Genomic DNA, 7279 nt, shown 5'->3' with positions numbered 1-7279 from the left:
CCTTCGGCGTGCTCGTCAGCCCGCGCTACGGGCTGCCCGGGGGACCGGGGGCGGGCGCGCTCGCCACGGCCGGCCGCCGCCTCGTCCCCCGCGGGCGGCGCCGCCCGACCTCACTTCGAGTGCTTGTGGTCCGTCCCCGGGTAGACGGCGTCCACCTCGACCTCGACGAGCCAGCCGTTGACCGGCAGGTTCTCGATCTCGAGCGCGAACCGCGAGGGACGCGCCTCGTTCACGACCATCGGTGTGGTCGTCACGGAACCGAGCTGGACGTCGAGCGTCGCCCCGGTGGCGAGGTTCGTGTTGGCGAAGAACTGCCGGTACGCCCGGTTCCACCCGGCGAAGTCCATCTTCGCCTCGCCCTCGGGGTTCTGGAGGAAGACCCGCATCGAGACGACGTCCTCGTAGGACAACCCGGCCTTCGTGAGGTTCTCGCCGATGCGCATGAGTGCGTTGATGCCCTGGGCCTCGGTGAGCGTGACCCCTGCCGGCAGCTGCCCGCCCGGGAAGACGTCGGTCGGGATGTACCTGGCCTCGGCCGACACACCGGGGGCCGTGTTCATCGCCGACGGTCCGAGCCCCGAGGACTTGTACCAGGCGACGTTCTTGCCGATCGCGACGCCGTCGGCGATCGACGCGGTGTCGCCCGTGATGAACGAGACGGCCTCGGTCGGCGCGGGCTCGAAGAGCTTGCCCTTCGCGTAGGCGGTGCCCGGGACGGCGACGGCTGCGGTCACGACGACCGCGGCGATGATCTTGACGCTGCTCTTCATGAGGACCTCCAGTGGCGGTGCAGCGCGCGGGGCGCCTGGCACGTGTCGGTCCGGTGGGTACCGGATGGCGAGGACCGTAGTGAGGTGCCGTTTCGGCGCGATGAACACCGCGGTTCGGGCTGAAGTCGGCCCGGATGCCCCGAATCGCACCATCTGCCCGGAGGAGCATCCAGGCGGAACGGTGCGAAACAGACTTGTTACCACTGGCAACTGCCAGGAAACGCCGAGGAACCGTCCAGGGAACCTGCAGTGCCTAGCGTCACGCACGGTGCTGGCGGCGGCACCCGGCGCTCGCGGCCGTGGACCCCCGTCCGTCAGACCGACAGACGAGAGGTAGGGCATCGTGGTCTCAGAAAACGGCTCCTCCGGCGTCTCACGCCGCAACTTCCTCCAGGCAGTCGGCGTGGGCTCCAGCGCCGGTGTCATGTTCGCGACGATGGGCGCCGTCGGGCTCGCGCCGACGGCCGCGGCACAGCCGCGCAACGAGTCCTGGACGCCCCCGAGGGGCAGCGACTTCTCGCTGACCGGGCGCTCCGCCAAGAAGGTCGTGGTCATCGGAGCGGGCCCCGCCGGGCTCGCGTCGGCGTACGAGCTCCAGAAGGCCGGCTACCGGGTGACCGTGCTCGAGGCGCGTCACCGCGCGGGCGGCCGGACGCTGACGATACGCAACGGCGACTCCGAGACGGACGTCAACGGCGTCAAGCAGACCGCCCGGTTCTCCGACGGCACCTACATGAATGCAGGCGCAGGGCGTATCGCCCAGTGGATGGTCACCATGGACTACCTGCGCGAGCTGGGTGTGCCGTACGAGGTCTTCACGAACGCCAACGCCGACGCCTACCTCTACAACGAGCGCTCGGGTGCCACACCGGGCAACCCGGTCCGGTACCGCACGGCCAAGGCCGACGTGTTCGGCTACACCTCGGAGCTGCTCAGCATGGCGGCCGACCAGGGCGCGCTCGACCAGAAGCTGACCGCCGCGGACAAGGAGAACCTGCGGTCCTTCCTGCGCAGCTGGGGGTCGCTCACGGCCGACGGGAAGTACCAGGGCGGGAGCAACCGCGGGTACTCGGTGTACCCGACGGCGTGGAACGAGCACGGCACGCCGCTGCCCGGACCGGGCACGGTCTCGGAGGTGCTCGCCTCGAAGGTGGGGCAGTACTTCCCGTTCGAGATCAACTGGGAGCAGTCGATGCTCATGTTCCAGCCCAAGGGCGGCATGGACACGACCTACGAGTACTTCGTGCGCGCCATCGGCAAGCAGAACGTGCTCTTCAGCTCGCCGGTGACCGGGGTCGAGAACACGAGCAGCGGGGTGAAGGTCACCTACACGGCTGCGAACGGCAAGGCCCGCCAGATCGACGCCGACTTCGCGATCGTCTCTGCCCCGGCGGGGCTCATGCGTCGTTGGAGCACCAACTGGGGCCCGGACGTCGACGCGGCGCTGGGCGAGTTCGCGGTCGGTTCTCCCGCGGGCAAGATCGGCCTGCAGTACCGGTCGCGGTTCTGGGAGGACGACCACCGCATCTACGGCGGCATCACCGAGACCGACATGGACCTGGCCCACATCTGGTACCCGTCCTACGGCTACGGGGAGCGCAAGGGCCTCGTCGTCGGCTACTACAACACGGGGGCCAACGCGCGGGCCTACGCCGACATGTCGCCCAAGCAGCGCGAGCTGCGGGCGGTCGAGCAGGGTGTCAAGATCCACGGCGAGAAGTACCGGACCGAGCTCGAGAGCTCGTTCTCGATCGCGTGGCACAAGGTGCCGTACATCGAGGGCGCCTGGGCCTACCCGAACACCGCGTCCGCGCGCTTCAAGCAGCTTCAGCAGGGCGCCGGCAACGTCTACTTCGCGGGCGACTGGATGTCCGAGATCTCCGCCTGGCAGCACGGTGCGTTCTGGTCGGCGCGGTACGCCGTGCAGAACCTCCACCAGCGCGTCATGTCGAGCTGACACGACCGGTCCGGGTTCCTCGGCTCGTCCGAGGGGCCCGGACCTCTGCTCGCCGCCCGAGGTGCGCTCGTCAGCGCCGAGGTACAGGGCTCAGAACGCGTGCGCCGGAACGCTCGTCTGACGGGTTGGCCCACGGGGCGGCGACCTCGGAGCCCGACCCCGATTCGCCTCGGTGTGCGACGACGAAGAGCCCGACCACGAACTCGGCCCTCCCGCTAGACTCCGAGACCCACGTCGAGGCGTAGCGCGTACTCGGGAAGTGGCGCCGTGCGGATGCCTCATCTCTCAGGGACTCTGTGACCGTGGACAGCAGCCAGGAAGAGACGCGCCCCCTCTCCGCCGACGAATACCGGGCGCGCCACCGCCGGACGGCGGCGGGTTGGATCATTGGACTTGCTGTATTCGCCCTCATCGCCGCACCCGCTGGAGTTGCGCTCCTACTCGGCCTGGACGCGAGCGGTGATCAGTGTGCAGACCCGCCAACGTTCGATGCTCCTGCATGCGAGGCTGCACCAGGTTACTTTGCGATCTCGGTTGCGCTCGTCGCATTGCCCCCACTGCTTGGACTCGTCGTTGCGCGCCCACAGAAGCTTGTGCGGAAGGTGGCGGCGGTGGGGATCGTTGCCTTGATCTCCTACGCGCTCTTGCTCGGACTCCTGTCCGGCCAGGCGCTCTCAGCCGTCGGCGGGCAGGAGCGGTGGGTGCTCCAGGACGCGGGGGCGGTACTCGACGATGTGGATGCCCGTGTCGAAGGTATGGTGCGCGGTCATCTCGAGGGCGACGTCGGGATAGCCGTCGTAGATCCGCTCCGATCCCGTCGCGCCCGTGATCACGGGGAACATCCCGACCCTGAACCGGTCGACGAGCCCTGCCCGCAGCAGCGCGCGCGCCACGCTGAGGCTGCCGATCGTGCTCAGGATCCCGTCCTCGTGGTCCTTCATGGCGCGGACGGCCTCGATCGCGTCGCCCCGCACCAGCGTGGAGTTGGCCCACGTCAGCGGCTCGTCGAGCGTGCTGGAGAAGACCACCTTCCGTGCCGCCGTGAGCTCGTCGACGGACGCCTCCTCGTCAACGGTGAACTCGTCCGTCCCCTCCGGCACCTGGCCCGCCGCGAAGCCCGACATCAGCCGGTAGGTGGTCGCGCCCATCAGATACGTGACCTCGGGTTGCTCCTGGAGCCACCCGAGGTACTCGGGGCCCTCGAGCCCCCAGAATCCGGGCCACCCCTCTCCCGACGCGTAGCCGTCGAGCGAGGTGATGAAGTCGACGAGCAGCTCAGCCATGGGTCCGTCCCCGTCCTCGGTGCTCCCGTGCGGTGATGCCGCTCGAGGGCGGCCTGGTCTCACCAGTGAGACGGCTGCGCGACCGAGAACTCATCGGTCCGCCGGAGGCGCGCGTGCGCTCGGCGCCAGTACGCAGTCCGACGATCGCCGTCAGGGGAAGCGGGAACGAGAGCGCTCAGAGCGTCGAGGCCTCGAGAGCGTTGCAGTCCTGGAAGGTCCCGCCGTCGTAGCCCGTCATGAACCAGCGCTGGCGCTGCTCGCTCGAGCCGTGCGTCCACGCCTCGGGGTTCACCGAGCCGGTCGCGGACTGCTGGATGCGGTCGTCGCCCACGGCGGAGGCCGCGGAGAGGGCGTCCTTCAGCTCCTCCGGGGTGATCTCCTGGAGGAAAGGCACCCCGCGGTCAGTGTCGATCGTCGTGGCCGCGTTCCCCGCCCACATGCCCGCGAGGCAGTCGGCCATGAGCTCGATGCGCACCGAGTCGGACTCGGGTCCGGTGCCCGAGCGGTCCGCGGACGACATGGCCCCCGAGAGCTGCTCGATGTGGTGACCGAACTCGTGCGCCACGACGTACTCCTCGGCCAGGCTCCCGCCCGAGGAACCGAAGCGGTCGCGCAGCTCGTCGAAGAACGACACGTCGATGTACACGGTCTGGTCCGGCGGGCAGTAGAACGGCCCGACGGCACTGGTCGCCGCGCCGCACGCGGTCTGCGTCGAGCCCGGGAAGCTCACGACGTCGGGTACGACGTAGGCCACCCCGACCTGCGCGGGCAGTGCCTCGGCCCAGTAGGCGTCGAGTGACTGCGCGGTCGCGGACAACCGGCACTCGCGCTCGGTGTTCGCCTGCTCGACCGTGCACTCCTCCACGAACTGCTGCTGGCCGGTGTCCTCGGTGCTGGTCGTCTGGACCTGGTCGCCGACCGCGCCCAGCACGCTGCCCAGGTCGCCGCCGTTGAGCAGCGCGACCACGACCGCGACGAGCACGGCCGCGATGCCGCCGCCTGCGATCACGGGACCCTTGCCGCGGCCACCCTTGCGGACACGGCCGCCCTCGAATGAACCACCCTCGTTGAACGTCACAGGTCAACGCTACCCGTCGCCGCAGGTCACGGCGCCCTGCGGTCGCGGTCCGGTCGGCGACTTGCCGGCGCACCTCGCCGTGCGCGGGCTCCGTCCGCGGGGGAGCCGCCCCTCCCGGCCCGACGGCGCCGCCCGCCCCGCGCCGTCGTCTCGCCCCGCCGCGGCGTGCCCCGGGGAGGCGAGCGACGTCGTCGGGCGGGGAAGGTGGTCGCCGAGAACGAGGTTGCGTCCGTCCTGGGCCCCGGGACGAACGCAACCTCGTTCTCGACGCCGGCTACCCGGCAACGTTGTCGACGCGGGCTACCCCGGCAGCCCCGTCGGCGCGCGCGGCCTCGACCGGGAACGGGACCGGTACCTGCGCCGGGGTCGCCCTGCCGCACCCGCGTCACCCACTGTGACGGACCAGCCCGCGAAATCCCGTTCCGTCCGCAGCCGCGCGGCACTAGAATCGGTGGCGTTTGTGTCTCGCACACGGCGCGGACCCGCGCCGGGCAAGACTCCTGGACACCCCACGACCCCGCCGGAGGAACTCTCTGTGATCACTGCCCATGCCGTCGAGCTGCGCGTCGGCGCCCGCGTCCTGCTGGACGAGGCGTCCTTCCGCATCGCTGCCGGAGACCGGATCGGTCTGGTGGGTCGCAACGGAGCGGGCAAGACCACCCTGACGAAGACCCTCGCGGGGGAGACCCAGCCCACGGCCGGGCAGATCGTGCGCACGGGCGAGGTCGGCTACCTGCCGCAGGACCCCCGCACGGGCGACCTCGACGTGATCGCGATGGACCGCGTGCTCTCGGCGCGCGGGCTCGACGTCCTCGTGCGCAAGATGCGCGAGACCGAGGGCGAGATGGCGAGCGCCGACGCGGACACCCACCTGGCCGCGATGGACCGCTACCCCAAGCTCGAGGAGCGCTTCACGGCCGCGGGCGGGTACGCCGCGGAGAGCGAGGCGCAGCGCATCACCTCGAACCTGGGCCTCGACGAGCGCATCCTCGCGCAGCCTCTCAACACGCTCTCGGGTGGTCAGCGCCGCCGCATCGAGCTCGCACGCATCCTGTTCTCGGGCGTCGAGACGCTCCTGCTCGACGAGCCGACGAACCACCTCGACGCCGACTCGATCCTGTGGCTGCGCGACTACCTCAAGAACTACTCGGGCGGGTTCGTGGTCATCAGCCACGACGTCGAGCTGCTCTCGGCGACCGTCAACAAGGTCTTCTACCTCGATGCGAACCGGGGCGTCCTGGACCAGTACAACCTGGGCTACAAGGCGTACCTCGAGCAGCGCGAGACCGACGAGCGTCGTCGCCGCCGCGAGCGCGCCAACGCCGAGAAGAAGGCCGGCACGCTGCTCGCGCAGGCCGAGAAGATGCGCGCCAAGGCGACCAAGGCCGTGGCCGCGCAGAACATGATCAAGCGCGCCGAGCGCATGCTCTCGGGCCTCGAGGGCGAGCGCGTGAGCGACAAGGTCGCCAAGCTGCGCTTCCCCACGCCGGCCCCGTGCGGGCGCACGCCCATCACGGCCGAGGGGCTGTCCAAGTCCTACGGGTCGCAGGAGATCTTCGCGGGCGTCGACCTGGCGATCGACCGGGGAAGCCGGGTCGTGGTGCTCGGGCTCAACGGTGCCGGCAAGACGACGCTGCTGCGCATCCTGGCGGGCGTCGAGAAGGCCGACACGGGCGAGGTCATCGCGGGGCACGGGCTCAAGCTGGGCTACTACGCCCAGGAGCACGACACCCTGGACATGGACGTGACGGTCGTCGAGAACCTGCGGCACGCGGCGCCGGACCTCACCGACACGCAGGTGCGCTCGGTGCTCGGCTCGTTCCTGTTCTCGGGCGACGACGCCAACAAGCCCACGCACGTCCTGTCCGGTGGTGAGAAGACGCGCCTCGCGCTCGCGACCATCGTCGTGTCGGGCGCGAACGTGCTGCTCCTCGACGAGCCCACCAACAACCTGGACCCGGCCTCGCGCGCGGAGATCCTCGACGCCCTGAAGAACTACGAGGGAGCCGTGGTCATGGTCACCCACGACGACGGCGCGGTCGAGGCGCTCTCTCCCGAGCGTGTCCTGCTGCTGCCCGACGGCGACGAGGACCTGTGGAACGACTCCTACGCCGAGCTCATCTCGCTGGCCTGAGCGACCGGTAGCCACCGGTACCCGCAGCGACACGAACGGCCCGCCTGCTCCTCGGAG

5 protein-coding genes are annotated in these 7279 nt (G+C 70.1%); 2 read left to right on the top strand and 3 right to left on the bottom strand.

Annotated elements, in window-relative coordinates; translation table 11 throughout:
• Positions 1–110 precede the first annotated feature (110 nt).
• The gene (locus ACFWFR_RS15575) at positions 111–770 is read right to left on the bottom strand and encodes a Rid family hydrolase (RefSeq protein WP_191805885.1); all 660 of its coding nucleotides are present in this window, start codon (positions 768–770) and stop codon (positions 111–113) included.
• A 343-nt stretch (positions 771–1113) separates the two neighbouring features.
• On the opposite strand from ACFWFR_RS15575, the gene ACFWFR_RS15570 reads away from it, so the two are divergent.
• Positions 1114–2727: an FAD-dependent oxidoreductase gene (locus tag ACFWFR_RS15570; RefSeq protein WP_377623565.1), complete on the top strand. Its 1614-nt coding sequence runs from the start codon at positions 1114–1116 to the stop codon at positions 2725–2727.
• 674 nt (positions 2728–3401) lie between these two features.
• On the opposite strand, the gene ACFWFR_RS15565 is transcribed toward ACFWFR_RS15570, so the two are convergent.
• Together ACFWFR_RS15565 and ACFWFR_RS15560 are read right to left on the bottom strand one after the other, a co-directional pair.
• A complete protein-coding gene (locus ACFWFR_RS15565; protein WP_377623564.1) occupies positions 3402–4010 on the bottom strand; it encodes a dihydrofolate reductase family protein in 609 nt (202 codons plus the stop codon).
• A gap of 175 nt (positions 4011–4185) precedes the next feature.
• Positions 4186–5088 (bottom strand): neutral zinc metallopeptidase, encoded by a 903-nt coding sequence (locus ACFWFR_RS15560; protein ID WP_377623563.1) that lies wholly within the window; start codon positions 5086–5088, stop codon positions 4186–4188.
• Between the two features lie 535 nt (positions 5089–5623).
• Between ACFWFR_RS15560 and ACFWFR_RS15555 the strand changes: the two genes are divergently transcribed.
• A complete protein-coding gene (locus ACFWFR_RS15555; RefSeq protein WP_056647151.1) occupies positions 5624–7222 on the top strand; it encodes an ABC-F family ATP-binding cassette domain-containing protein in 1599 nt (532 codons plus the stop codon).
• The last annotated feature ends 57 nt before the right edge of the window (positions 7223–7279 follow it).

It is taken from the genome of Oerskovia sp. NPDC060287 (assembly GCF_042726775.1).
Lineage (GTDB): Bacteria > Actinomycetota > Actinomycetes > Actinomycetales > Cellulomonadaceae > Oerskovia > Oerskovia merdavium.
The sequence above is the reverse complement of the archived record's forward strand: the minus strand, read 5'-3'. Positions and strand labels throughout refer to the sequence as shown.

Excerpts from the sequence above, each read along its gene's own strand:
- ACFWFR_RS15575 (WP_191805885.1), bottom strand. The coding sequence starts at position 770 with ATGAAGAGCAGCGTCAAGATCATCGCCGCGGTCGTCGTGACCGCAGCC.
- ACFWFR_RS15565 (WP_377623564.1), bottom strand. The coding sequence starts at position 4,010 with ATGGCTGAGCTGCTCGTCGACTTCATCACCTCGCTCGACGGCTACGCG.